This is a genomic window from Marmoricola sp. OAE513 (assembly GCF_040546585.1).
GTDB lineage: Bacteria > Actinomycetota > Actinomycetes > Propionibacteriales > Nocardioidaceae > Marmoricola.
This window is the reverse complement of record NZ_JBEPOC010000001.1, coordinates 2,903,392-2,924,527: the sequence shown is the minus strand read 5'-3', so window position 1 is coordinate 2,924,527 and position 21,136 is coordinate 2,903,392. Positions and strand designations below refer to the sequence as shown.

The window sequence follows — 21,136 nt, the reverse complement described above, 5'->3', positions numbered from 1 at the left end:
TGTTCGTGGGACGGAGCCAGAGGTGTCCGCAGCGTCAGAGCATCGCCTGGACACCAGCCAGCAGCTGGCGAGCCATCACGATGCGCTGGACCTGGTTGGTGCCCTCGTAGATCTGGGTGATCTTGGCGTCGCGCATCATCCGCTCGACCGGGTAGTCGCGGGTGTAGCCGTAGCCACCGAGGACCTGCACCGCGTTGGTGGTGACCTCCATCGCGACGTCGGAGGCGAAGCACTTGGCCGCGGCGCCGAAGAAGGTGAGGTCCGTGTCGCCCCGCTCGGAGCGACCGGCGGCGGCGTACGTCATCTGGCGGGCAGCCTCGACCTTCATGCCCATGTCGGCGAGCATGAACTGCAGGCCCTGGAACTCCGAGATCGACTTGCCGAACTGCTGGCGCTCCATCGCGTACTCGAGCGCGTAGTCGAGCGCACCCTGGGCGACGCCGACGGCCTGCGCGGCGATGGTGACGCGGGTGTGGTCGAGGGTGCGCATCGCGGTCTCGAACCCGGTGCCCTCGGCGCCGATGATCCGGTCCGCGGGGATCCGCACGTTGTCGAGGTAGACCTCCTTGGTCGGAGATCCCTTGATGCCGAGCTTCTTCTCCGGCGCGCCAAAGGAGACGCCCTCGTCGGACTTCTCCACGACGAACGCCGAGATGCCGCGGGTGCGCGAGGAGGGGTCGGTGACTGCCATGACGGTGTAGTACTCGGACTCGCCGGCGTTGGTGATCCAGCGCTTCACGCCGTTCAGGACGTAGGAGTCGCCGTCGCGGACGGCGCGGGTGGTCATGCCACCGGCGTCCGACCCGGCGTCCGGCTCGGACAGCGCGTAGGAGAACCCGCCCTCACCGGCAGCCAGCTTGGACAGGTACTTCGCCTTGAGCTCCTCGGACCCGGAGATCTGCACCGGCAGCGAGCCCAGCTTGTTCACCGCCGGGATCAGGGAGGAGGACACGCAGACCCGCGCGACCTCCTCGATCACGAGCACGGTGGCCAGCGCGTCCGCATCGGCGCCGCCGTACTGCTCGGGCACGTGCGGAGCGTGGAAGCCGGTCGCGAGCAGCGCGTCGGCGGCCTCCTGCGGGTACCGGGCCTCCTCGTCCACCGCAGCGGCGAACGGGCCGATCTTCGCCTCGGCGATCTCACGGATCACCTTGCGGATCTCGCGGTGTTCCTCGGAGAGGCCGTACAGCGGGAAGTCAGAATCCATGGGGTCCATACTAAATCTGGGGTGAACGCTCATTAACCGCGGACGCCGTGATCTCCGTCATGGAACACCCGCTGACCGAGCGCTGTTGAAGTAGTCATGACCAACGACTGGCAGGACCGCGGAGCAGTTGACTGGATGCTCGACGACGCCGAGGTGTGGGCTGTCGTCGGACTCTCCGGCGACCCGACGAAGACGGCGTACAGCATCGCGGCCGCGCTTCAGCAGGCCGGCAAGAAGATCGTGCCGATCCACCCGGACGCTCCGACCGTCCTCGGCGAGCAGGGCTACGCGACGCTGGCCGACGTGCCGTTCCCGATCGACGTGGTCGACGTGTTCCGCCGCTCGGAGTCGGCCGGCCAGTTCGCCGACGAGGCGGTGGCCGTGGGTGCCGGCGGGGTCTGGTTCCAGCTCGGCGTGATCGACGAGGACGCATTCGAGCGCACCCGCGCCGCTGGGGTCAAGATGGTCATGGACACCTGCCCGAAGATCGAGTGGGCCCGGCGGTAGGTGCGGCGTCCGGGCTTACTTCTGCAGCCCGAACTTGAGGATCTGCTCGAGCGGTCGGCGCGCTGAGCGCGCGACCCGGTAGCCCTCGGCAGGGTGACCCGCGCCGATGAGCATGACGATGTTCTCGTTCTCAGGGATCCCGACGAGCGCCCGCATCTTCTTCGACGCCCAGTTCTTGCGCGACCAGTTGAGCGGCACCGAGCCGAACCCGAGCCCGTGCAGCGCGAGCATCAGGTTCATCGAGTAGAGACCGCCGTCGATCCAGCCCTGGTTGCGCTCCATGCTGCGCTCGAACGAACCGATGTCGTAGGTGATCAGGAACAGGCCGGGGACGTTGTCGGCGAAGCCGGCCGAGCCGCTGTGCAGCGCGAGCACGGTCGCGATCTCGGTCGGGTCGTCGAAGTAGTAGATCCGCCACGCCTGTCGGTTGCAGACCGACGGGGCGTACGCCGCCAGCCGGACGGCCTCGGTGACCAGTTCCCGGTCCATCGTGCGGGGCTCGAAGTTGCGGACGCTGTGCCGGGAGGTCAGGAAGTGCGCCAGGGTCTCGGCGTCGAGCGGGTTCGTCGGCAGCGAGTCGCCCCGCGGCGCGGAGACGTCGGCCAGGTCGCCGCCGTCGTTCCACTGCTGCAACGAGGCCAGCGCGATCCGCGCCTCCTCGAGGTAGAACGCCTCGTCAGGAAGGTCGTCACGACCGAGCACCGCCGACAGCGCCCGGTTCGGCAGCGACCGCCCGAAGGGACGCTTCGGGGCCGGGAGAGCGAGTCCCTTCTCGACCTTGTGCGCGTGCCGGATCGTGGTCGCGTCGAGGTTCATCCCCTGCAGGGCCTGGTACCCCTCGACGCTGCGCGGGCCCTCGCCCTCCTCGGCGGGGATGGAGTACTTCATGAACCGCTCGGCGTCGAGCCGGTACTCGCGAAGCACGCGCTCGCGACTCGTCAGCTCCGGCTTCTCAGCCTTCGCTGCAACGTCCTTGCCTGCACCACGCTTGAACCAGTTGGCCACTGCACACCCCGTCGTGTCGACCTGTTCCCGCACGGACAGGTAAGCAGCAACCTTCGCACACCGAAGGCGCGAAGTTTGTCCGAAATCGCGGTCAGAACCCCAGCTTGCGCGGCGTCGAGCCGGACTGGTCGCGCACGACCTTGCCCTTCTCGTGCGCCGAGGCCTTCAGATCGGCCTGGAACTCGACCATCTTCTGCTGCAGCTCCGGGTCGCCCGAGGCGAGGATCCGTACGGCGAGCAGACCGGCGTTGCGGGCGTTGCCGACCGCCACCGTGGCGACCGGGACGCCGGCCGGCATCTGCACGATCGAGAGCAGCGAGTCCATCCCGTCGAGGTACTTCAGCGGGACCGGGACGCCGATCACCGGCAGCGGCGTCACCGAGGCGAGCATTCCGGGCAGGTGAGCAGCACCCCCGGCACCGGCGATGATCACCTCGATCCCACGCCCGGCGGCATCACGGCCGTAGGCGATCATCTCCTCGGGCATCCGGTGCGCCGAGACGACGTCGGCCTCGTAGGAGATGCCGAACTCGGCGAGGGCCTCCCCCGCGGCCTTCATCACCGGCCAGTCGGAGTCCGAGCCCATCACGATGCCCACCCGGGGCGCTGCGTCGCTCATTCGCTCTCTTCTCCTAGTTCACCTGCGAACCATGCTGCCGCATGGCGTGCTCGCTCCAAGCAGTCCTCGAGGTCGTCGCCGTACGCGTTGACGTGGCCGACCTTGCGGCCGGGCCGCAGCTCCTTGCCGTACAGGTGGACCCGCAGGAACGGGTCCCGGGCCATCGCGTGCGGGTAGCCGTCGTACAGGCGGGCGACGGAGGCCGTGCTGTCACCAGGGCCACCCAGGATGTTCACCATCACCGTCCAGCGGGCGCGCGCGTCGGGGGCTCCCAGCGGCAGGTCGAGGACGGCCCGCAGGTGGTTCTCGAACTGCGAGGTCACCGAGCCGTCCTGGGTCCAGTGCCCGGTGTTGTGCGGACGCATCGCCAGCTCGTTGACGAGGATCCGGCCGTCGTTGGTCTCGAACAGCTCGACGGCAAGCACCCCGGTGACGTCGAGCTCCCCGGCGATCGTCATCGCGATCTGCTGGGCCTGCGTAGACAGCTCGGCGGACAGGTCCGGCGCGGGCGCGATCACCTCGCGACAGATCCCGTCGCGCTGCTCGGAGGCCACCACGGGCCAGGCGGCAACCTGCCCCGAGGGTGAGCGCGCCACCAGGGCCGACAGCTCCCGACGGAAGTCGACCAGCTCCTCGGCGAGGATCTCGACGCCGGCGCGAGCGGCGGTCTCGAAGGCGTCGGCGCAGTCGGCCTCCGTCTTCACGAACCAGACGCCCTTGCCGTCGTACCCGCCGCGGGTGGTCTTGATGACGCACGGAAAACCGAACTCCGCCACGCCGGCAGCGTCGGTGACGATTGCGTTGCGCGGGCACGGGATGCCCAGGCGGCCGAGCACCTCGCGCATGACGCCCTTGTCCTGGGCGTGCACCAGGGCGTCGGGCCCGGGGTGGACGGCGATGCCGTCGGCGGCGAGCGCGCGCAGGTGGTCGTTGGGCACGTGCTCGTGGTCGAAGGTGACCGCGGCGCAGCCCGCGGTGATCCGACGCAGGTCCGCCAGCGAGGTGTGGTCGCCGACCTCGTGGTCGGGGATCACCTGGGCCGCGGAGACGCCCTCGGCCTCGGCGAGCAGACGCAGCGGAAGACCGAGCGCCGCGGCGGGCTCGGCCATCATCCGGGCCAGCTGGCCGCCGCCGATGACGGCGATCTTGGGGGCGAGGCTCAGCGGGGTCGAGGGGGCAGGCACAGGCGAAGACTATCTAGGCTGGCACCCGTGGTTGCCTTCACCCGTGCCGAGCTGGACGCGTTCCGCGACACCGAGGTCCCCGACCTGTACGGCGAAGACCTCCGGCTGCTCTTCGTCGGCATCAACCCGGGGCTCTGGACCGCCGCGGTGCAGACCCACTTCGCGCACCCGTCCAACCGCTTCTACCCCGCCCTGTACGCCGCCGGGATCATCACCGAGCCGATCGACCCGGTGACCGGCATGACCGCTGCCGACCGCGAGCACTTCACCGGTCGCGGTCTCGGACTGACCAACCTGGTCCGCCGGGCGACGGCCCGCGCCGACGAGCTGAGTCCTGCCGAGCTGCGCGAGGGCGGGAAGCGGCTGCACGCCTTCGTGGTCGAGCGGAAGCCGGCGGTCGTCGCGGTCGCCGGGATCACGGCGTACCGGTCGGCGTTCAAGGTTCCTGCTGCGAAGCCCGGACGGCAGCCGGGGGTGTTCGGCGGCGCCGTGCTCTGGGTGGTGCCGAACCCGTCGGGCCTCAACGCCCACGAGACCGCAGCGTCGCTGGCCGCGGCGTACGCCGAGCCCGCGCGCGAGGCCGGAGTTCTCTGAACCGGCCCGTTCGTCGAGCTTGCCGAGATGTGGTGACCTAGGCGCCAGGCTCACCACGTCTCGGCAAGCTCGACGACCGGGGGAACCTCGACGACCGGAAACAGGCCCGACGATCGGGAGGACTAGTGGCGCGGCCGGGTCCTGCGCACCGTCACCGGCTCGATGTCCCCGAACCCGCGGATCGGCCTGGCCGGCAGCGGACGGGTCTCGAAGTCCGTCGGCGGCAGCAGCTCGGCCGTGCGGTCGTCGATGATCACCCGGTTGCGGCGCGCGACCGCGGTGAACCGGGCGGCGAGGTTGACCGGCGGGCCGTAGACGTCGCCCATGCGCAGCACGACGGGTCCGGTCGCCAGACCGAGTCGGACGTCGGGCAACCGCTCGTCGCCGCCGATCACCGCGATGATGTCCAGGGCGATGTCGATGGCCTGCACGGGGTCGTTCTCGAGGAACAGCACCGAGTCGCCCAGCGTCTTGATCACCCGGCCGTTGTGGTCGGCGATGATGTCGCTGCACCGGGTCTCGAAGACCTCGACCAGCTCGCCGATCTGGTGCTCGTCGAGCTCGTTGCTCAGCGCGGTGAACGAGACCAGGTCGGCGAACCCGACGGTCGCCTGGGCGACGTGCAGGTCCTCGTCGTTCGAGCCGAGCATCTCGATCCGGCCCACGGCGGCGGCGAGGTGACGGCGCCAGGCGTAGACGAGCAGATGGTCGAAGTGCGGCACCTGGGTCTCGACCAGGTGCATGGCCGAGGCCAGCGCCTCGGGGGTGTTCAGGTCGTTGCCGGAGAACTCCTCCAACGCGGTGGAGATCGTGGCCATCTGCCAGTCGGCGAGCCGCGCGACCGTGTGCCCGATCGCGCGGGTCAGCCGGAGCATGGTCTCGAAGTCGATGCCGGACTCGGCGACCGTGCGCTTGACCAGCTGGAGCGCCTCGACGTCGGCGGTGTTGAACGCGGTCTGGTTCGCCGCGTCGGGGAAGCCGAGGGCGCGCCACAGCCGACGCGCCTCGTCGTTGGACATGCCGGAGGCGGCGGCGATCTCGCTGCCCCGCAGGGAAGGTGCCTCGCCGAGGATCGCCGTCTCGAGGTCGGAGATCGACGGACCGTCCTGGTCGGTCGGCTCAGGTCCCGTCATTGTTGGCGTCGCGCTGGTACAGCAGGTCCGAGATGATCCGCTGGCGCTCGGCGACCTTCGGGACGTCGGGCAGCTTCACGCCCAGGTCGCTGGCGTCGGAGATCACCAGGGTGCCGCACCCGAAGAGCCGGTCGACCAGACCCTTCTCGTAGGAGACGTCACTGATCCGGGTGAGCTGGATGTCGTGACCGGTGCGGGTGATCACGCCCTGGTGGGTGGTCAGCCGTCGGTTCGTGACGGTGTAGGTCGCGGTCAGCCAGGTCAGGAACGGCCGCAGGCAGAACCACACGATGAGCGCCGCCGCGACGACTGCGATCGCGATCCAGATCGCCTTCCGGTTGTCGTTCTCGCTGGACGGCAGGCTGGCCAGGTAGCCGGCAGCGCCTGCGACGACGATCAGGATGAACGCCGGGAGGAACAGCGCCTTCACATGGGTCCGGGTCGAGAAGACGATGCTCTCGCCGGGATTCAGGGTGTTTTTGACCACGGGCGAATCATGTCACGTGGGGCGGACGTGGAGGACGTCTCCGGCACTAATCGCCTGGTCCCCCACGAGAAGCCGCCCGTTCCGGTCCAAACCGGTCGCGGTGCCGGTGAACGACCCTCCGTCCGGCAGCTCGACCGAGACCTCCCGCCCGATCGTGTCGCACTCGGTCCGGTACCGCTCCAGGATCGCCAGCGGCTCGCGGCGCAGCGACCCGAGCATCAGCCGGAGCGCCAGGGCGACCGCCCCGAACACCTCGGTCCGGTCGACCGAGGACCCGGCGATGGCCAACGACGTGGCGGTCGGGACCGGCAGCTCCGCCTCCTGCAGACCGACGTTGATCCCGATCCCGATGACGGCCAGCGGTCGCCCCTCGGCTCCGGTGACCCGCTCGAGCAGGATCCCCGCCAGCTTGCGCTGCTCGCCGTCCGGATCCGGGACCAGCAGGTCGTTGGGCCACTTCAGGTCGAGCCGGACCCCCGAGGCACCGGTGACCCCGTCGGCCACGGCCAGCGCCACCCCCAGCGGGAGCAGCGGCCAGTCGTGGTCAGCGAGCCCCGGGTCCACGACGGCGGAGAAGGTCAGTGCCGTCCCGGGCGGGGTGTCCCAGCTCCGGGTCAGTCGTCCGCGGCCGGCGGTCTGGTGGTCGGCGACGACGATCGTCCCCGGGACGGGGTTCTCGGCGGCCAACGCGTTCGTCGACGTCGCGGTCGGGTGCAGGTAGACCGACCAGCTCGGGCCGGCGGCGTCGACGAGCGCATCGAGTTCGAGGGGGGTCCAGGTGGCGTCGGGTGTCGGCATGGGCCTAGTGTGTCGCGGCCGGGCGGGGCGTGTCAGCAGCCCGGGCTCCGGCCGCGCGCAGCCCTGGGGAGAGGAGTGCGAGGGCACGGGAGGCGGCTCGGGTTCCGACCACGCAGCGAGGCACGTGCCCGGAGTGCGGATGCAGTCGCGCCTGTCCGGCCGCGGGGCACTAGATTGACCCCGATCCCCCGTTCTCAGAAGGAGTCGTCAGCGTGAGTGCAGTTCCCGGCCAGGGCACCGAAGTTCCTCAGGACATCGACATCCACACCACCGCAGGCAAGCTCGCGGACCTGGAACGACGGATCGACGAGGCCGTGCACGCCGCGTCCGAGAAGGCCGTGGAGAAGCAGCACGCCAAGGGCAAGAAGACCGCCCGGGAGCGCATCGAGCAGCTCTTCGACGAGGGCTCCTTCGTCGAGCTCGACGAGCTCGCCCGGCACCGCTCGGTCGCGTTCGGCCTGGAGAAGAACCGCCCGTACGGCGACGGCGTCATCACCGGCTACGGCACGGTCGACGGCCGTCAGGTCTGCGTGTTCTCCCAGGACTTCACGATCTTCGGCGGCTCCCTCGGCGAGGTGTACGGCGAGAAGATCACCAAGGTCATGGATCTCGCGATCAAGACCGGGTGCCCGATCGTCGGCATCAACGAGGGCGCCGGCGCGCGCATCCAGGAGGGCGTCGTCTCGCTCGGCCTGTACGGCGAGATCTTCCGCCGGAACGTGCACGCCTCGGGCGTCATCCCGCAGATCAGCCTGATCATGGGCTCCTGCGCCGGCGGCCACGTGTACTCCCCCGCCGTCACCGACTTCACGATCATGGTCGACGGCACGTCGAACATGTTCATCACCGGTCCCGACGTCATCAAGACCGTCACCGGCGAGGACGTCACGATGGAGGACCTCGGCGGTGCGCGCACGCACAACACCAAGTCGGGCAACGCGCACTACATGGCCTCCGACGAGGACGACGCCATCGAGTACACCAAGGCGCTGCTGAGCTTCCTCCCGCAGAACAACCTGGACCCGGCGCCCTCGTACGACGAGGTCGCCGACCTGGAGTTCACCGACCTGGACCTGTCGCTCGACACGATCATCCCGGACTCCCCGAACCAGCCCTACGACATGCACGAGGTCATCGAGGCCCTGCTCGACGACCAGGAGTTCCTCGAGGTCAGCCCGCTGTTCGCCCCGAACATCCTGATCGGGTACGGCCGGGTCGAGGGCAAGTCGGTCGGCGTCGTGGCCAACCAGCCGATGCAGTTCGCCGGCACGCTGGACATCGACGCCTCCGAGAAGGCCGCCCGGTTCATCCGGACCTGCGACGCGTTCAACATCCCCGTCCTCACCCTGGTCGACGTCCCCGGCTTCCTGCCAGGCACCGACCAGGAGTGGAACGGCATCATCCGCCGCGGCGCCAAGCTGATCTACGCGTACGCCGAGGCGACGGTCCCGCTGGTCACGCTGATCACCCGCAAGGCCTACGGCGGCGCCTACGACGTGATGGGGTCCAAGCACCTCGGCGCCGACATCAACCTCGCCTGGCCGACCTCGCAGATCGCCGTGATGGGCGCCTCCGGTGCGGCGAACATCATCCACCGCAAGACCCTGGCGGCCGTCGAGGCCGAGGGCGGCGACGTCGAGGCCAAGCGTGCCCAGCTGATCGACGAGTACGAGGAGACGCTGGCCAACCCGTACATCGCTGCCGAGCGCGGTTACGTCGACGCGGTGATCGCGCCGCACGAGTCCCGCAAGGAGATCGTCCGGGCGTTGCGCCTGCTGGAGTCCAAGCGCGAGACGCTCCCGGCCAAGAAGCACGGGAACATCCCGCTGTGACCGACGTAGGAGGGAACAGCGGGAGCGGAGCCGACCCGTCGGTTGGTGATGCCGGAGCGCCAGCGGAGGCGTCAGCAAGCGACGTGTCGGCGACCCCACCCACTCTCCGCATCGTGGACGCCAACGCCACCCCTGAGCAGATCGCCGCCATCGTCGCGGTGTTCTCCGCGATGGGTGGCGGAGAAGCCGCCCCCACCAAGAAGCCCACCCCCGCCTGGTCCTCGAACCACGCCCGCCTGCGCCCGCAGCACCCGCACGGCCCGGGCGGCTGGCGCGCCAGCGGCCTTCCGCGCTGAACACGCCGTAGGCTCCACCCGTGCCTGCACCGACCCGCCTGATCCTCGCCTCCGCCTCCCCCGCCCGGCTCGCGACGCTGCGCGCTGTCGGCCTGGACCCCGAGGTCATCGTGAGCGGGGTCGACGAGGACATCGTCGAGCTCAGCGACCCGGCCGAGTACGCGCTCAAGCTCGCGCAGCTCAAGGCCATCGCGGTCGCCGCGGACCAGCCCCGCGCCCTGGTCATCGGCTGCGACTCCGTGCTCGAGTTCGAGGGCGAGATCCTCGGCAAGCCGGCCGACGCTGCCGACGCCGTGGACCGCTGGCGGCGGATGCGTGGCAACTCCGGTGTGCTGCACACCGGGCACTGCCTCATCGACACGCACCGCGAGGTCTGGTTGGCCCGGTCGGCCGCGACCCAGGTGCGTTTCGCCAACATCGACGACGAGGAGATCGAGGCGTACGTCGCCAGCGGGGAGCCGCTGCACGTCGCCGGGGCCTTCACGCTCGATGGTCGGGGAGCCGCGTACGTGTCCGGGATCACGGGCGATCCGCACAACGTGGTCGGCATCTCGGTCCCGTTGCTGCGTCTGATGTTCGACGAGCTGGGCTTCGTCTGGCACGAGTTCTGGACTAACGCCTCCGTCACCTGAGTAACACGGCAGACTGACGCCATGCGCGGAATCATCCTTGCCGGAGGTACCGGTTCTCGGCTCCACCCGCTCACCCTGGTGACCAGCAAGCAGCTCGTCCCCGTCTACGACAAGCCGATGATCTACTACCCGCTGTCGACCCTGATGATGGCCGGGATCAACGACATCCTGATCATCACCAGCCCCCAGGAGGCGGCCCGCTTCGAGGAGCTGCTCGGCGACGGCAGCAACTTCGGCATCAACCTGACCTACGCCCAGCAGCCCAAGCCGGAGGGCCTCGCGCAGGCGTTCACCATCGGCGAGGAGTTCATCGGCGACGACACCTGTGCGCTCGCCCTGGGTGACAACCTGTTCCACGGCCCGTCCTTCGGTCGGGACTTCAACCGGGTCCAGGACGTCGAGGGTGCGACCGTGTTCGCCTACTGGGTCGCCGACCCGTCGGCGTACGGCGTGGTCGAGTTCGACGCCGACCGCAGGGCGATCTCCCTGGAGGAGAAGCCCGCCGACCCGAAGAGCCACTACGCCGTCCCCGGCCTGTACTTCTACGACAACGACGTGGTCGAGATCGCCAAGGGCCTCAAGCCCTCGGACCGCGGCGAGTACGAGATCACCGACGTCAACCGGGTCTACCTCGAGCAGGGCCGCCTGCGGGTCGAGGTGCTGCCGCGCGGTACCGCCTGGCTCGACACCGGCACGTTCGACACCCTCAACGACGCCAGCAACTTCATCCGGACGATCGAGAACCGGCAGGGCCTCAAGGTCTGCGCGCCCGAGGAGGTCGCCTGGCGCCAGGGCTTCCTGACCGACGACGAACTGCGGGTGCGTGGCGAGAAGCTCGAGAAGTCCGGCTACGGCAAGTACCTGCTGCGACTGCTCGAGTCCGACGACTACCGCTGAGGTTCAGCCCTCGACCTGAGCCTGCGCGTGCTCACCCGCGGGCTTGCCGAAGAACGTGGTCGGTTGCTTGGTGAAGACGAACTTCCGGAAGAAGTAGAACCGGAAGATGTTGCCGAGGATCGCCCCGACGACGTTGCCGGCGATGTTGTCGGCGTAGATCGAGGACACCTCGAACACGTTGCGCGAGATCCACAGACAGCTGATCGGGATCACGAAGGACGTGAGGTTGATGACGACGTAGATCAGCAGTCCGCCACCAGGCCCCGCCGCGTGCCGGTGCCGGAAGGCGTAGTAGCGGCTGCCGTAGTAGCTGACGAACATACCGACGCTGTTGGCGATCAGGTACGACGTCAGCGGCCGGTCGTGCCCCGGACCGCCGAACCAGCCCTTCACCCCGTGGACCAGCAGGTTGAAGATGATCAGCGCGATGATGGTGGCGACGACGTTGACCGCAGAGAAGCGTGCTACCTCCCCGGAAATGCGGCGCAGACGTCGACCCACCCGTGATCAGCCCTCAGCCGAGCTGCGCGACTTCAGGGGCTCCCACCACGAGCGGTTGTCGCGGTACCACTGGACCGTGTCGGCCAGGCCCTGCTCGAACGGCACCTGCGGGGTGTAGCCGAGCTCCGCGGTGATCTTGGAGATGTCGACGGAGTAGCGGAGGTCGTGACCCTTGCGGTCGGCGACCCGCTCGACCCGGTCCCAGTCGGTTCCGGTGGCCTCGAGGAGCAGGCCGGTGAGCTCCTTGTTGGTCAGCTCGGTGCCGCCCCCGATGTTGTAGATCTCGCCGACTCGACCTCGGGTCAGCACCAGGTGGATCCCGCGGCAGTGGTCGTCGACGTGGAGCCAGTCGCGCACGTTGGTGCCCTCGCCGTAGAGGGGCACCCGAGCGCCGTCGATGAGGTTGCTGACGAACAGCGGAATGACCTTCTCGGGGTACTGGTACGGGCCGTAGTTGTTGGAGCAGCGGGTGATGCAGACGGGCAACCCGTGGGTGCGGTGGTACGCCCGGGCGAGGAGGTCACTGGACGCCTTCGAGGCCGAGTACGGCGAGTTCGGCAGCAGCGGCTCGTCCTCGTCCCAGCTGCCCTCGTCGATCGAGCCGTAGACCTCGTCGGTCGAGACGTGCACGAACTTTTCCACACCGAGGGTGAGCGCCGCGTCCAGCAACGTCTGGGTACCGACGACATTCGTCATCACGAAGTCGCGGGCGCCCATGATCGAGCGGTCGACGTGGCTCTCCGCCGCGAAGTGCACGACTGCGTCGACCTCGCCGATCAGCTTGTCGACCAGGTCACGGTCGAGGATGTCCCCCTCGACGATCCGGAGCCGCGGGTCGTCGGCGACCGGGGCGAGGTTCGCGTGGTTGCCGGCGTACGTGAACGCGTCGAGCATGATCACCAGCTCCGGCTCCACGTCGCCCCAGGCGCCGGTGAGAACCGAACGGACGTAGTGGCTGCCGATGAATCCGGCACCACCCGTGACCAACAACTTCATCGAGCGCGCTCCATCTGGTCGGTGTGTCCCACAGGAAGCGACTCTATCCGGCACCGCGCCGTTCTTTTGGAGGACCCTGCTATCCGGTCCTACTCGACCGGGAGGCCGAGACCACGGGCGATCAGCATCCGCTGGACCTCCGAGGTGCCCTCACCGATCTCCAGGATCTTGGCGTCCCGGTAGAAGCGCGCCACCGGGTACTCCTCCATGAAGCCGTAACCGCCGAAGACCTGGGTGGCGATCCGGGTGCCCGTGACGGCCGACTCGGTCGCGTAGAGCTTGGCGATCGAGGCCGCGTGCTTGAAGGCGGGGCCCTCGACGCCGGCATCCTTCATGGCTGCGGCCTTGTAGGTGAGCAGCCGGCTCGCCTCGAGCATCACCTGCAGGTCGGCGATCTGGAACGCCACGCCCTGCTTGCGCCCGATCGGTACGCCGAAGGTGGTGCGCTCGCCGGCGTACCGGACGCACTCGTCGAGGCAACCCTGCAGGAGGCCGACCGCGAGCGCGGCGATGGCGACCCGCCCGTCGTCCAGCGTGGCGAGGAACTGGGCGTACCCGCGCCCACGGTCACCGAGCAGGTTCGCAGCGGGGACGTGCACGTCCTCGAACGAGAGCGGGTGGGTGTCCGAGGCGTGCCAGCCGAGCTTGTCGTAGGCCTTCTCGGCGGTGAACCCGGGCGTGCCGGCCGGGACGAGCAGGGCAGAGATCTCCGCCCTCTCCGTGCCCTTCGCGTCGGTCACGGTGCCGGTGCGCGCGGTGACCGCGACCACCGAGGTCAGGCTGGAGCCCGAGTTGGTGATGAACTGCTTGGACCCGTTGATGACCCACTCGTCGCCCCTGAGCTCGGCCCGGGTCTTGGTGGCGCCGGCGTCCGAGCCTGCCCCCGGCTCGGTGAGGCCGAAACCGGCGAGCGTGCGGCCGGCCACCAGGTCGGGGAGCCACTGCTGCTTCTGCTCGTCGGTGCCGAAGGTGAGGATCGGGTTGATGCCGAGACCGACAGCGGCCTCCAGGGTGATGCCGATCGACTGGTCGACCCGTCCGAGCTCCTCGATCGCGAGGCACAGGCTGGTGAAGCCGCCGTCCTCGCCGGTCAGCCCGGCGCCGCCGAACTCCTCGGGCGCGGTCAGGCCGAACAGCCCGAGCTCGCCCATCTTGGCGACGACCTCGACCGGGAAGTAGTGGTCGCGGTCCCACTGCGCTGCGTGCGGGGCGACCTCCTTCTCGGCGAAGTCACGGACGGTACGACGGAACTGCTCGAGTTCGGGGCTCAGCTCAAAGCTCATGGGCAGCATCCTAGACCCAAGGTTAACGGTTGTTAACCCTGACGTTGTTGTCGGCGCCGACGTGTGCACGTGACGACCCGGGCGGACCCGGTCCCCTAGAGTGACGCGCATGCGTACCTCCATCCTCCTGGCCACCACGACGCTGGTGGCGGTCGCCACCCTGACCGGCTGCGGTAGCGACGACTCCTCCGACGGCGGCTCGAAGGGCGGATCAGCGCTGCTCAGCAAGTCCGAGCTGTCCGACGCCCTGGTGACCCTCGACGACCTCGGCGACGGCTTCAAGGTGGAGAAGGACGATGACGACGACGATGACGACGACACCAACCTGGGCTGCCTGAACGGCCTCGACGAGCTCGGCGACGACGACTCGATCGAACCCGAACGGGACGAGGAGTCCTCGTTCGAGGCAGACAGCGACCTCGGCCTGCCGGGTGTGTACAGCACCGTCGGCACCTTCAAGTCCACGAAGGACGCCGCCGAGGTGCTGACCAAGTTCTCCGACACCGTGGAGGACTGCAAGGCCATCGACGAGACCGACGGCGACGGCTTCCGGATCCGGCTCGACGTCAGCTCCGACCAGGACAAGACCGACGACGGTGCGACCGGCCAGGTCAACCTGAACGCCACCGGCACGGCGTCCGGAGACGGGTTCGAGTTCCCCTTCAGTGTCCGCTTCACCGCGATCCAGATCGGCAACGACGTGGCCCTGGTCGGCTACGTCAACGCGGTCACCGACCTCGAGGACGCTGACGACCTGGTGCAGCGGGCCTACGACCGGCTCGCTCCGATCGTCGACGGCAAGTCCGCGCCCGACCTGACGCCCCTGGACCTCGACATCCCCGACGCCCGGGACCTCGTCGGCGCAGCGGCAGGAGCCTGAGTCGTGTTCAAGATCCTCTTCGCGCTGCACCTGCTCACCGCCATCTTCGCGATCGGGCCGCTGGTCCACGCAGCCACCACCGCCTCGCGCGGCCTGCGCACCGCCGACGCCGGCGCGACCGCCTCGGCGGCACGGACGGTGACGCTGTACTCCTACGTCTCCGTGGTCGTGGTGGTGTTCGGCTTCGGCGTGATGTCGTCGAAGGCGCCCTGGAACCCCGACGAGAACGTGGCGTCGTTCAGTGACCCGTACATCTGGATCTCGGTCCTGCTCTGGTTCGTCGCGGTCGGTCTCGCCCTCGTCGTGATCGCCCCCGCGCTCGAGGCGGCGACGGCGAAGATCACGGCCGGCGAGGCCGTCGACGCCGCGATCGGCAAGGTCGCCGCGTCCGGCGGGATCGTCGGGCTGATCTTCGCCGGGATCGTCTTCCTGATGGTCTACAAACCCGGCAGCTGAGCAGTACCTCCCGGTAACTGAGACCCCAGCACGACCCGCTCCCGGAGACCAATAGACTCCCGGAGGATTCGACCAGACTTCAGGAGTTGAGCGTGCCCGAGATCCGTCCGTTGCAGAAGGTCCTCATCGCCAACCGAGGCGAGATCGCCGTACGCGTGATCCGCGCGTGCAAGGACGCCGGGATCGGCAGCGTCGCCGTGTACGCCGAGCCCGACCGGGACGCGCTGTTCGTGCGCCTGGCCGACGAGGCGTACTCGCTGAACGGGTCCACGCCCGGTGACTCCTACCTGGTCATCGACAAGATCATCGCGGCGGCCAAGGAGTCGGGAGCCGACTCGGTGCACCCCGGCTACGGCTTCCTCGCCGAGAACGCCGAGTTCGCCCAGGCCGTCCTCGACGCCGGCCTGATCTGGATCGGCCCGTCCCCTGCCGCGATCGAGGGCCTCGGCGACAAGGCCAAGGCCAAGCAGATCGCTCTGGCCGCGGGCGCGCCGCTCGCGCCGGGCCTCAAGGACGCCGTCAAGGACGCCGACGAGATCGTCGAGTTCGCCAAGGAGCACGGTCTCCCGGTCGCCATCAAGGCGGTCTTCGGTGGCGGCGGTCGCGGCCTCAAGGTCGCCCGCACGCTCGAGGAGATCCCCGAGCTGTACGAGTCGGCGTACCGCGAGGCGGTCAGCGCCTTCGGCCGTGGCGAGTGCCTGGTCGAGAAGTTCCTCGACAAGCCGCGCCACGTCGAGACCCAGTGCCTCGCCGACCAGCACGGCAACGTCGTGGTCGTCTCCACGCGCGACTGCTCGCTGCAGCGCCGCCACCAGAAGCTGGTCGAGGAGGCCCCCGCGCCGTTCCTGACCGACGACCAGGTCGCCCGGCTGTACGAGTCCTCCAAGGCGATCCTGCGCGAGGCGAAGTACGTCGGGGCCGGGACCTGCGAGTTCCTCGTGGCCGCCGACGGCACCATCTCCTTCCTCGAGGTCAACACCCGGCTCCAGGTGGAGCACTGCGTCTCCGAGGAGGTCACCGGGATCGACCTGGTCCGCGAGATGTTCCGCATCGCCGCGGGCGAGGAGCTCGGTTACGACGACCCGGCCATCATCGGGCACTCGATCGAGTACCGGATCAACGCCGAGGACGGTGGCAACAACTTCATGCCCGCCCCCGGCACCCTGACCGCGTGGAACCCGCCGTCCGGCCCGGGCGTGCGTCTCGACGGTGGCTACGAGGTCGGCGAGACCGTTCCGGGCGCGTTCGACTCCCTGGTCGCCAAGCTGATCGTGTCCGGAAAGGACCGCACCCAGGCGATCGAGCGCTCGCGCCGCGCGCTGAGCGAGTTCGTCGTCGACGGCATGCCGACCGCGATCACCTTCCACGAGGTCATCACCCGCGACCCGGCCTGGGTGGCCGCGTCCAACCCGTCGGGCGAGGGCTCCTTCGACGTCTACACGACGTGGATCGAGACGGACTTCGACAACAAGATCGTTCCCTACGTGAACAAGGGCGGCGAGGCTGGCGATGGTGGGGAGGCTGGCGAGCGCCAGAAGGTCACCGTCGAGGTCGGCGGTCGCCGTCTCGAGGTCGTCCTGCCTGCCGGTCTCGGCGGCATCGGCTCCGCACCCGCCGGTGGCGGCGCGAAGAAGCCGAAGCGCGCAGGCGGCAAGAAGGCCGGCGCTGCGGCGTCGGGCGACTCGGTGACCAGCCCGATGCAGGGCACCATCGTGAAGGTCGCCGTCGAGGACGGCGCCACTGTCGCCGAGGGTGACGTCGTCGTCGTGCTCGAGGCCATGAAGATGGAGCAGCCCCTCAAGGCGCACAAGGCCGGCACGATCACCGGCCTGACCGCCGAGGTCGGCGCGACCGTCGGCAACGGCGAGGTGCTCTGCGAGATCAAGGACGCCGAGTAGCCCCGACCCGGCAGGAATGTGCACGTAATGTGCGCTGACCCGGCAGGAATGTGCACGTAAGTGCGCTGACCCGGCAGGAATGTGCACCAACATCTGCACATCTCTGCCGGGTCAGCGGTGTTTTGGAGCACATCTCTGCCGGGTCGGCGTTGTTTTGGTGCACATTCAAGCCGGGTGGGCGGTGAGGCCCAGCGCGAGCATCCCGGCGGTGAGGTCGATCAGGTGCTCGGCGTCGAGGTGCTCCGGCTTCTCCAGCGCGATGCGCAGGCAGCTGCTCAGCGTGATGCCCATCGCGAGGTAGACGCGCGCGTCGAGCTCCTCGCGCGGCATCCTCGGTGCCCGCTGGACGGCGTACATCCGGACGAAGGCGCCCAGGTTGCGCTCGACCTCGGGCAGCGCGTTGGAGTGCGACCCGAGCGGCACCTCGTTGATCATCGCGCTGATCAACGGCCCGCGTGCTCGCAGCGAGGCGACGATCGTCGCGACCACGTGCCGGGTGCCGGCGTACGCGTCCATCGGTGCGGCATCGGCCATCGCCGCGGTGATCTCCTCGACGATCCCGGTCGAGGCCCGCTGCTGGAGCTCGGCGATGATCTCGTCCTTGTCCCGGAAGTAGCGGTACAGCGAACCGATGCTGACGTCCGCCTCGTCCGCCACCCGGTTGGTGCTCATCTGTACGTACCCACCGGTCGCGAGAACGCGAGTAGCGGCGTCCAGGATCCGCTCGACCATGGCTTTCGACCGCGCCTGGACCGGCCTGCTGCGCCTGATCTCTGGCGCCACTAGACGACCGCAGAACACGAGTAGAAGTTGAGCATTTACTCACTTTAACCTGTGCCCATGCCCCTGAACCGCTCCCTGCGCGTCGCCGTCGCCGCCGTCGCGTGTGCCCTCGCCGTCGGCTCGACCACCGGGCCGGTCGAGGCCGCCCCGAAACCCGACCCCCTGGGCGCTCTGCTCTCCCCCACGTTGTTCGATCCGCTGGTCAACCTGCTGGCGGCCCTGCCGACGCCGTACAAGGGTCCGTACCAGGGCCCCGTCTGCGTGAGCGGCGACCCGCAGTGCATCGAGGACGTCATCGCTGAGATGGAGCGCCGGCTCGTCCCGCTCGCAGCGTCCTGCAGCCACGACGCGATCTTCTCGCTGGCCTACCTCCGGGTGACCCAGAACGTGAAGAACGCCGCCGACAACGGCTACTTCGCGGACCGGAAGTGGCTGACCCAGATCGACGCCGCCTTCGCGCAGATGTACTTCGACACGATGGACGCCTGGAAGGCCGGCAAGAAGTCCTCGGTCGCCAAGGCCTGGCAGATCGCATTGCAGGCCACCGAGGACCGGAAGATGAGCGGCCTCGGCGACTTCATGATGAACATGAACGCGCACATCAACAACGACTTCCCCTACGTGCTGGAGAAGGTCGGGCTCACCGCCGCGGACGGCACCTCGCACAAGGCCGACCACAACGCGTACAACCAGCGGCTCGACTCGCTCTACCACCCGGTCTTCGACGAGGAGGCGGCCCGGTTCGACCCGACCTTCAACAAGCTCGACCTGGGCCCGGTCGACGAGGTCCTGGTCGGAGCGATCATGCGCGGCTGGCGCGAGGTCGTCTGGCGGCACGCCGAGGCGCTGGCGAACGCTCCGTCCTTCGTGCGCCCGCTGGTGGAGCGTGAGATCAGCGAGTACGCCGCCGGGCAGGCCCAGTTCATCAAGGCGCTCTTCGCCAGCCCGAGCCCCGACAAACGTGCCGCGTACTGCGCCACTCACCATGGCTGACCTCGCGGAGGTCGTCAGCCGCCCCGCCGTGCCGACCCGGTACGGCGGGGGTGGCGAGTGGGCGCGCCGATTCGCCGCCCCGCTGTTCCGGGTGGCCGGTCCCGGTTCCCGAATGACGGGCCAGGAGCTCGAGGACCTCAAGGCCGGCTTGATGCGTCGCGACGAGGTCGCGGACACCTTCGTCCGGGCGGTCCGCGAGGACCACGCGGTCACGATGCCCGCGTTCCGCGAGGCGCTCGCCTCCGGCGTACCGGCGGACGCACCGGCTCCGCTGCGCGCGCTCTTCGCCGAGCTCGAGGACCGACCGGCCTGGGTCGACGACGCCCTGCTGGAGCGCGGTGCGGCCGCGGCCCGCCGGATCGGCAAGGACGGCTTCGACATCCTGGCCTACGGGTCGCTGCTCGGCGGCTACCGCTCGGGAGCGGCGCTGCAGCCGCTGGTCCGCACGGGACGCTTCGACGACACCCTGAACCGGGTCGGCGAGACCGGGCAGTGGTGGCTGGCGTGCACCGCCCCGGAAGGCCTGCGCCGCGACGGGGAGGGCTGGAAGCTGAGCGTGCACGTGCGGGTGATGCACGGCTTCGTGAACTACCAGCTCGAGCGCGACCCGTCCTGGGACTGGGAGTTCCGCGGCGTCCCGATCAACCAGTACGACCGGGCCGGCACCATCGGCTCGTTCAGCACCAGCTACCTGCTCCAGGCCCGCGCGCTCGGCATCCGGATCCCGGCGGACGACGCCCGGGCGATCATGCACCTGTGGTCCTACGTCGGCTGGTTGATGGGCGTCGACGAGCGTTGGCTGCCGCGCACCGAGCGGATCGGTCGCCGCGTGCTGGCCAACGTCGTGGCCGGCTTCTCGCTGCCCGAGGAGTCCAGCAAGCAGCTCGGCGCCGGCTTGATCACCATGCTCGACACGGCTCCCGGCCTGCCGCGCTGGCGACGGTTCTACGAGCGCGAGCGGGCGCTGAGCATGGCGACCCTGCTGAACCTCGGCAGCGGCATGCACGACGTCGGACAGCCGATGCGGCCGCCGTGGTACCCGGCGTACCGGATCGCGGCCAACACCCTCTGGACCCAGCTGATCGGACGCCTCCCCGGCGGCACCACCCTGCTGGACCGACGGGCCGAGCGCGCCCTGGTCAGGATGGAGCGGCTCCAGTACGCCGGCAAGCGCCCGCCGATCGCCCCCGTCCCCGCGGCATGACCGGCTACTTCGCCCCGAGCTCGATGGCGGTGCGCGCCCTGCAGCAGCGCGCCGTCGGACTCACCTACGGCCAGCGTGCCCTCGTCGTCGGCGCCACCCACCCGGTGCTGTTCGTCGGGACCGCGCAGCACACCAGCCACCGGGAGACGCCCTGGAAGCGCCTGGCCCTGACAGCCCGGCTCTTCGAGAGCGTCTTCCTCGGCAGCCGCGAGGAAGCCGACCGAGCCCTGGCGTTCACCGCGAAGCGGCACGCCCCGGTCGCCGGCACCACCTCGGTCGACGGTGGCCCGCACGCCCCCACCGGCACCCCGTACGACGCCGCCCGCGGCGACCTGATGTGGATGACCGCCGCCTTCACCCTCGACTCCGTCGAGGTGATGCACGACCTGCTCGTACGCCGCCTGACCGACGGTGAGCGGGAGGCGCTGCTGGCGGACTTCATCGACTGGGCGTGCCTCTTCGGCATGCCCCGCGACGCCGCTCCCCCGTCGTACGCCGCCTTCCGGACCCGGATGGACGAGCGCCTGGTCAACGGCGAGGCCTACCTCACCGACGAGGCCCGCCTGGTCGGCGGCTACCTCGCCGGCTCCGCCGGCTACCCCCTCCCGGGCCCGGCCGTGATCGGTTCCCCTGCCCTGGCAGCCGTCGTGATCGGAAGCCTCCCCGCCCCCGTCCTCAACCTGTACGACATCCAACCGACGGCAGCCCAGCAAGCCACCTTCCAAGCAGTCTGCCGAGCAAGTCGCGTGGCCCATACCCACCTGCCCCGACTCGCCAGGTCCCCCCTCCTGCACGGAAGCAGCCAACGCTCTTACGCGTCCGTCGCTGCCACCGAAAAGCGCTGGCGACGACGAGGCCGAGTCAGCATGCCCGGAGTCAGCGACGCCCCGGCGCCCTACTGAGGTGACCTAGCGCGCTGAGGGTGCGCGGCACGGAGCGCGGCGCACGCAC

At 69.3% G+C, this 21,136-nt stretch carries 23 protein-coding genes; 12 read left to right on the top strand and 11 right to left on the bottom strand.

Annotated elements, in window-relative coordinates:
- Positions 1-34: 34 nt before the first annotated feature.
- Positions 35-1,207, bottom strand: coding sequence for an acyl-CoA dehydrogenase family protein (locus ABIE44_RS14650; RefSeq protein ID WP_209716063.1), 1,173 nt, complete (start codon positions 1,205-1,207; stop codon positions 35-37).
- A gap of 96 nt (positions 1,208-1,303) precedes the next feature.
- Here ABIE44_RS14650 and ABIE44_RS14645 point away from each other — a divergent pair, with 96 nt between their 5' ends.
- Positions 1,304-1,714, top strand: a complete 411-nt coding sequence (locus ABIE44_RS14645; RefSeq protein WP_209716065.1) for a CoA-binding protein — start codon at positions 1,304-1,306, stop codon at positions 1,712-1,714.
- Positions 1,715-1,729: 15 nt separating this feature from the next.
- Here the strand turns inward: ABIE44_RS14645 and ABIE44_RS14640 are convergent, their stop codons facing one another.
- From ABIE44_RS14640 to ABIE44_RS14630, 3 genes are all read right to left on the bottom strand, one after another.
- Entirely contained in the window at positions 1,730-2,719 is a 990-nt protein-coding gene (locus ABIE44_RS14640) for a nitroreductase family protein (RefSeq protein ID WP_209716069.1), read from the bottom strand.
- A 91-nt stretch (positions 2,720-2,810) separates the two neighbouring features.
- Positions 2,811-3,338, bottom strand: coding sequence for a 5-(carboxyamino)imidazole ribonucleotide mutase (purE, locus tag ABIE44_RS14635; protein ID WP_209716073.1), 528 nt, complete (start codon positions 3,336-3,338; stop codon positions 2,811-2,813).
- A complete protein-coding gene (locus ABIE44_RS14630; protein WP_354438096.1) occupies positions 3,335-4,522 on the bottom strand; it encodes a 5-(carboxyamino)imidazole ribonucleotide synthase in 1,188 nt (395 codons plus the stop codon). Before ABIE44_RS14630 ends, purE begins: the two co-directional genes overlap by 4 nt.
- 27 nt (positions 4,523-4,549) lie before the next feature.
- Here ABIE44_RS14630 and ABIE44_RS14625 point away from each other — a divergent pair, with 27 nt between their 5' ends.
- Positions 4,550-5,116 (top strand): mismatch-specific DNA-glycosylase, encoded by a 567-nt coding sequence (locus tag ABIE44_RS14625; RefSeq protein WP_209716077.1) that lies wholly within the window; start codon positions 4,550-4,552, stop codon positions 5,114-5,116.
- A 122-nt stretch (positions 5,117-5,238) separates the two neighbouring features.
- Here ABIE44_RS14625 and ABIE44_RS14620 read toward each other — a convergent pair whose 3' ends face one another.
- The 3 genes from ABIE44_RS14620 to ABIE44_RS14610 are packed head-to-tail and all read right to left on the bottom strand — an operon-like array spanning position 5,239 to position 7,534.
- The gene (locus ABIE44_RS14620) at positions 5,239-6,249 is read right to left on the bottom strand and encodes an adenylate/guanylate cyclase domain-containing protein (protein WP_209716079.1); all 1,011 of its coding nucleotides are present in this window, start codon (positions 6,247-6,249) and stop codon (positions 5,239-5,241) included.
- Complete coding sequence (locus ABIE44_RS14615) at positions 6,236-6,736, bottom strand: PH domain-containing protein (protein ID WP_209716082.1); 501 nt, start codon at positions 6,734-6,736, stop codon at positions 6,236-6,238. The genes ABIE44_RS14620 and ABIE44_RS14615 overlap by 14 nt, the downstream gene beginning before the upstream one ends.
- Before the next feature lie 12 nt (positions 6,737-6,748).
- Positions 6,749-7,534, bottom strand: a complete 786-nt coding sequence (locus ABIE44_RS14610; RefSeq protein ID WP_209716085.1) for a biotin--[acetyl-CoA-carboxylase] ligase — start codon at positions 7,532-7,534, stop codon at positions 6,749-6,751.
- A gap of 212 nt (positions 7,535-7,746) precedes the next feature.
- Here ABIE44_RS14610 and ABIE44_RS14605 point away from each other — a divergent pair, with 212 nt between their 5' ends.
- Genes ABIE44_RS14605 through rfbA form a run of 4 tightly spaced genes read left to right on the top strand, consistent with a single transcriptional unit; the run spans position 7,747 to position 11,191 of the window.
- Positions 7,747-9,366, top strand: coding sequence for an acyl-CoA carboxylase subunit beta (locus ABIE44_RS14605; RefSeq protein ID WP_209716088.1), 1,620 nt, complete (start codon positions 7,747-7,749; stop codon positions 9,364-9,366).
- A complete protein-coding gene (locus tag ABIE44_RS14600; protein WP_502912741.1) occupies positions 9,363-9,662 on the top strand; it encodes an acyl-CoA carboxylase subunit epsilon in 300 nt (99 codons plus the stop codon). Before ABIE44_RS14605 ends, ABIE44_RS14600 begins: the two co-directional genes overlap by 4 nt.
- Positions 9,663-9,682: 20 nt before the next feature.
- Positions 9,683-10,294 carry a Maf family protein gene (locus tag ABIE44_RS14595; RefSeq protein ID WP_209716094.1) on the top strand — a complete coding sequence of 204 codons (612 nt, stop codon included), beginning with the start codon at positions 9,683-9,685 and terminating at the stop codon, positions 10,292-10,294.
- 21 nt (positions 10,295-10,315) lie between these two features.
- On the top strand, positions 10,316-11,191 hold the full coding sequence (gene rfbA / locus ABIE44_RS14590) for a glucose-1-phosphate thymidylyltransferase RfbA (RefSeq protein ID WP_209716097.1): 876 nt from the start codon (positions 10,316-10,318) through the stop codon (positions 11,189-11,191).
- Between the two features lie 3 nt (positions 11,192-11,194).
- Here the strand turns inward: rfbA and ABIE44_RS14585 are convergent, their stop codons facing one another.
- The 3 genes from ABIE44_RS14585 to ABIE44_RS14575 all read right to left on the bottom strand — a co-directional run bounded on the left by ABIE44_RS14585 (position 11,195) and on the right by ABIE44_RS14575 (position 13,971).
- Positions 11,195-11,692 (bottom strand): GtrA family protein, encoded by a 498-nt coding sequence (locus ABIE44_RS14585; protein ID WP_209716101.1) that lies wholly within the window; start codon positions 11,690-11,692, stop codon positions 11,195-11,197.
- Positions 11,693-11,698: 6 nt separating this feature from the next.
- On the bottom strand, positions 11,699-12,688 hold the full coding sequence (gene rfbB / locus ABIE44_RS14580) for a dTDP-glucose 4,6-dehydratase (protein ID WP_209716104.1): 990 nt from the start codon (positions 12,686-12,688) through the stop codon (positions 11,699-11,701).
- A gap of 89 nt (positions 12,689-12,777) precedes the next feature.
- Positions 12,778-13,971: an acyl-CoA dehydrogenase family protein gene (locus ABIE44_RS14575; protein WP_209716107.1), complete on the bottom strand. Its 1,194-nt coding sequence runs from the start codon at positions 13,969-13,971 to the stop codon at positions 12,778-12,780.
- A gap of 109 nt (positions 13,972-14,080) precedes the next feature.
- Between ABIE44_RS14575 and ABIE44_RS14570 the strand changes: the two genes are divergently transcribed.
- From ABIE44_RS14570 to ABIE44_RS14560, 3 genes are all read left to right on the top strand, one after another.
- Entirely contained in the window at positions 14,081-14,851 is a 771-nt protein-coding gene (locus tag ABIE44_RS14570) for a hypothetical protein (protein ID WP_209716110.1), read from the top strand.
- A 3-nt stretch (positions 14,852-14,854) separates the two neighbouring features.
- Positions 14,855-15,307, top strand: a complete 453-nt coding sequence (locus ABIE44_RS14565; protein WP_209716113.1) for a hypothetical protein — start codon at positions 14,855-14,857, stop codon at positions 15,305-15,307.
- Between the two features lie 92 nt (positions 15,308-15,399).
- Complete coding sequence (locus ABIE44_RS14560; RefSeq protein WP_354438095.1) at positions 15,400-17,205, top strand: acetyl/propionyl/methylcrotonyl-CoA carboxylase subunit alpha; 1,806 nt, start codon at positions 15,400-15,402, stop codon at positions 17,203-17,205.
- Between the two features lie 165 nt (positions 17,206-17,370).
- On the opposite strand, the gene ABIE44_RS14555 is transcribed toward ABIE44_RS14560, so the two are convergent.
- Positions 17,371-17,937, bottom strand: a complete 567-nt coding sequence (locus tag ABIE44_RS14555; protein WP_209716115.1) for a TetR/AcrR family transcriptional regulator — start codon at positions 17,935-17,937, stop codon at positions 17,371-17,373.
- Positions 17,938-18,045: 108 nt separating this feature from the next.
- Here ABIE44_RS14555 and ABIE44_RS14550 point away from each other — a divergent pair, with 108 nt between their 5' ends.
- The 3 genes from ABIE44_RS14550 to ABIE44_RS14540 are packed head-to-tail and all read left to right on the top strand — an operon-like array spanning position 18,046 to position 21,087.
- Positions 18,046-18,981: a DUF5995 family protein gene (locus ABIE44_RS14550; protein WP_209716118.1), complete on the top strand. Its 936-nt coding sequence runs from the start codon at positions 18,046-18,048 to the stop codon at positions 18,979-18,981.
- Entirely contained in the window at positions 18,974-20,185 is a 1,212-nt protein-coding gene (locus ABIE44_RS14545; protein WP_209716121.1) for an oxygenase MpaB family protein, read from the top strand. Before ABIE44_RS14550 ends, ABIE44_RS14545 begins: the two co-directional genes overlap by 8 nt.
- Positions 20,182-21,087 carry an oxygenase MpaB family protein gene (locus tag ABIE44_RS14540; protein WP_209716124.1) on the top strand — a complete coding sequence of 302 codons (906 nt, stop codon included), beginning with the start codon at positions 20,182-20,184 and terminating at the stop codon, positions 21,085-21,087. The genes ABIE44_RS14545 and ABIE44_RS14540 overlap by 4 nt, the downstream gene beginning before the upstream one ends.
- Positions 21,088-21,136: the final 49 nt, after the last annotated feature.

Coding starts and splice junctions, on each gene's coding strand:
- ABIE44_RS14650 (WP_209716063.1), bottom strand. CDS start 1,207: ATGGATTCTGACTTCCCGCTGTACGGCCTCTCCGAGGAACACCGCGAG.
- ABIE44_RS14645 (WP_209716065.1), top strand. CDS start 1,304: ATGACCAACGACTGGCAGGACCGCGGAGCAGTTGACTGGATGCTCGAC.
- purE (WP_209716073.1), bottom strand. CDS start 3,338: ATGAGCGACGCAGCGCCCCGGGTGGGCATCGTGATGGGCTCGGACTCC.
- ABIE44_RS14620 (WP_209716079.1), bottom strand. CDS start 6,249: ATGACGGGACCTGAGCCGACCGACCAGGACGGTCCGTCGATCTCCGAC.
- ABIE44_RS14610 (WP_209716085.1), bottom strand. CDS start 7,534: ATGCCGACACCCGACGCCACCTGGACCCCCCTCGAACTCGATGCGCTC.
- rfbA (WP_209716097.1), top strand. CDS start 10,316: ATGCGCGGAATCATCCTTGCCGGAGGTACCGGTTCTCGGCTCCACCCG.
- rfbB (WP_209716104.1), bottom strand. CDS start 12,688: ATGAAGTTGTTGGTCACGGGTGGTGCCGGATTCATCGGCAGCCACTAC.
- ABIE44_RS14575 (WP_209716107.1), bottom strand. CDS start 13,971: ATGAGCTTTGAGCTGAGCCCCGAACTCGAGCAGTTCCGTCGTACCGTC.
- ABIE44_RS14570 (WP_209716110.1), top strand. CDS start 14,081: ATGCGTACCTCCATCCTCCTGGCCACCACGACGCTGGTGGCGGTCGCC.
- ABIE44_RS14555 (WP_209716115.1), bottom strand. CDS start 17,937: ATGGTCGAGCGGATCCTGGACGCCGCTACTCGCGTTCTCGCGACCGGT.
- ABIE44_RS14550 (WP_209716118.1), top strand. CDS start 18,046: ATGCCCCTGAACCGCTCCCTGCGCGTCGCCGTCGCCGCCGTCGCGTGT.
- ABIE44_RS14545 (WP_209716121.1), top strand. CDS start 18,974: ATGGCTGACCTCGCGGAGGTCGTCAGCCGCCCCGCCGTGCCGACCCGG.
- ABIE44_RS14540 (WP_209716124.1), top strand. CDS start 20,182: ATGACCGGCTACTTCGCCCCGAGCTCGATGGCGGTGCGCGCCCTGCAG.